General features: G+C 48.2%; 3 protein-coding genes. All 3 read right to left on the bottom strand.

Annotation, left to right across the window (positions count from 1 at the left end; genetic code table 11):
- A partial coding sequence (locus tag KOO63_09970; GenBank protein MBU8922130.1) for an ABC transporter permease subunit occupies positions 1-710 on the bottom strand: 710 nt, incomplete at its 3' end.
- Positions 700-1785, bottom strand: a complete 1086-nt coding sequence (locus tag KOO63_09965; GenBank protein MBU8922129.1) for an ABC transporter ATP-binding protein — start codon at positions 1783-1785, stop codon at positions 700-702. The genes KOO63_09965 and KOO63_09970, both read right to left, overlap by 11 nt.
- A 116-nt stretch (positions 1786-1901) precedes the next feature.
- On the bottom strand, positions 1902-2942 hold the full coding sequence (locus tag KOO63_09960; GenBank protein ID MBU8922128.1) for an ABC transporter substrate-binding protein: 1041 nt from the start codon (positions 2940-2942) through the stop codon (positions 1902-1904).
- Between the last annotated feature and the right edge of the window lie 14 nt (positions 2943-2956).

Raw genomic sequence — 2956 nt, 5'->3', positions numbered from 1 at the left:
CCCAATATGGCCGGAAGAGCGAAGTGGGAGAGCGAGGAAATAAGGATCAGCATGGAACCGGCGGCGATAGCGGGCAAGACCAGGGGAAACGTGATCTTCCTGATCACGTAAAGCTGCGACGCACCCGCGATCCTCGCAGACTCCTCCAATGTGGGATCCATTCTCTCAAGTGCGCTGGAAACCTGGATAAAAACAAACGGGAAGTAATAGCAAATTTCAACGAAAATAATGCCTGCAATGCTGTTTATATTAAAAAATGGAGTTGTGCCTCCCGTAAACGACATAAACATCTTGTTCAAATAACCGGAACGGGAAGACAGCAGCAACCCCCACGCCATTGCGCCGATAAAAGGCGGGAACATGTAGGGAACAATGAAGAGAGTTTTCATGAACCCCTTTAAAGGGATATCACTACGCCCGATCAGCCAGGCAAAGAACAAACCCACAATTGTCCCGAGAAGAGTGACAAAGAACCCGATAACAATTGTGTTCCACATTGCGTCCATGGTATCGGACGTGAAGATGATGTTGTCGAATATGCCAAGGTCCAGCCTTGCCCCAATAAAAAACGTATTGTAAACGATCATTACCATCGGCATGGCAACGGTAATCACCAGGATCATGACGGTAATTATCATTAACATCTGACCCAGATTCAGATCTTCCCACATTTTCAACTTGGGGCCGAAATATCTCTTCTTAAACATCATTAAGCCCCTCTACCTCATCGTAGTATCGGATATCATCGAATTTGAGTCCGCAGGGGTCTCCCTCTCTCAGCATCCTTTGTTTGCCCGTTTCCTGTGAATCCTGCTGTATCCTTATTTCGACATCCCCCAGGTCCACGCGATATTCATAGATGTCGCCGAGGAAAATGACCCTTCGGACAATGCCCTTGATCTCACCGGTATCTGTGAATGAGACATCCTTCGGCCTGAAGGCGGCATAATAGTTGCCGTTTTTTATGTGCGGGGGGATCGTGTCCGAAAAGAAGACAGGCTCTGTACTTTTAACAAAGACCTTGTTCTCCCTGGCCTCCAGCGGGAGGAAGTTTGAAAGCCCCAGGAACCTGAATACATAGCTGTCTACCGGGTTTCTATAAAGCTCTTCCGGTGTGCCGATCTGACGGATCTTTGCCCTTTCATCCAGAACAGCAACGCGGTCTGAAACGGCAAGCGCGTCATCGTGATCATGTGTAACGAGGATCACGGTGACCCCGATCCTTTTCTGAAGTTCTTTTATCTCAAAGCGCATCTCCTCGCGCAGATTGGCATCTAAATTACAGATCGGTTCGTCCAGCAGGATAACTTTTTCAGAGCACATTATGGCCCTTGCCAGAGCCACTCTCTGCTGCTGTCCCCCGGACAGTTGATTGGGAAGCCGTTCCAGGAGATCTCCCAGCTGTACGAGTTCGCACGCTTTTATCGCACGGTCTTTCGCGACATCCTTGGGTAATCTCTGTCTCTTGAGGGGATAACGTACGTTTTCAAAGACCGTCATGTGCGGCCAGACAGCATAATCCTGAAAAACGACACCGATGTTTCGTTTCTCGGGGGCAAGGAAAACACGTTTTTCCTTGCTTGTTACCAGCGTATTACCTATGAATATCTCGCCCGCATCTAATTTTTCAAAACCTGAAATGGCCCTTAATACGGTTGTTTTCCCGCAGGGAGATGGTCCTACAATGGAAAAGCACTCCCCATCTTCCACAGACAGGGAGAAGCCATCAAGCACCACATTACTGCCGTAACTTTTACCGACATTTTCCAGTCTTATTTCAGACACGTGTGACCTCTTTCTGAAATCAGTCAGTATTCATTCGATCAGGAAGGTTCCTTCAAGCGCAGAGGAGGCAAATATTCCTGCTCCCCTGCGCTTAAAGCCTGGTCTGGGCCGATCTACTACTTCTTCTTCATTATTGAATTAAACTTATCCAGCAGCTCTACCTTGTTCTTGAGCAGGTCCTGTGCATCGACAGGCATCGCCCGCGATACAGCATCTTTAACAGATAGCGCACCTTCTAACTGCACTTCCGGTCTCACAGGAATTACCTGCTTTTTGACCAGCTGCTGTTGTCCTTCAATCGAAAGGATGTAGTCGTACAGTCTCTGCGCTGCTTCCAGGTTCTTGGTGGCCTTCATGATGGCGATGGGGCTCGCTACGGTGGATATCCCGCTCTTTGTGTATGCAAAGCCAATCGGGGATCCCTTTGCCATCTTTGATCTTGCAATGTAATCAACTCCGATAGTTACATCGTATTCCCCCGCCCCGACCTTGTTGACGACAGCACTTGATCCTTTTTCGATCCTCACATTGTTAGCCTTTAATTTCTTGATGAAATCCCAGCCGTACTTGGGATTCTGCACCAGGGCCGCAACCGTGTAGAGTGTGGTCCCCGAAAAAGTGGGGTCCGTCATAACGGCTATACCTTTAAAGCGAGGGCTCAGCAGGTCGTCCCAGTCATCTGGAATGTCCTTGCCTTTAACATTGAGCGTATTGTAGACAAGGCCGAGTGTGATGATCCTTGCGCCGCAGAAATAATTTTCAGGATCTTTAAGGCCCGCCGGGATCGTTTTTGCTTCGGGGGATACGTAGGGAGTCAGAAGTCCTTTATCCTTGAACATCAAATAGTTCGTCGGGTCTCCGACCCAGAGAACATCGGCGCCGATATTCCCTGCCCGTTCTTCAGCAGCGAGTTTTGTCATTACCTTCCCCGTCCCTGCTGAGTAATAGTCCATCTCAATGTCTGAGTATTTACTGGTAAAGGCTTCCTTCAATGCGGCCAACTGAGAATCCTTCATTGAAGAATAAAGCATCACATACTTCTTTGCCGGTCCAGCGAATGCCTCATCACATAAGATAGACGAGAGGTTAAAAACGGAAAGCACCAGAAAAACCGCAACCAATAAACTTACCCTTTTCATAACATCCTCCTTTTTCACTGTTTACGACAGGT

It is taken from the genome of Candidatus Latescibacterota bacterium (genome assembly GCA_019038625.1).
GTDB lineage: Bacteria > Krumholzibacteriota > Krumholzibacteriia > Krumholzibacteriales > Krumholzibacteriaceae > JAGLYV01.
This window is presented reverse-complemented; position numbering and strand designations above follow the sequence as displayed.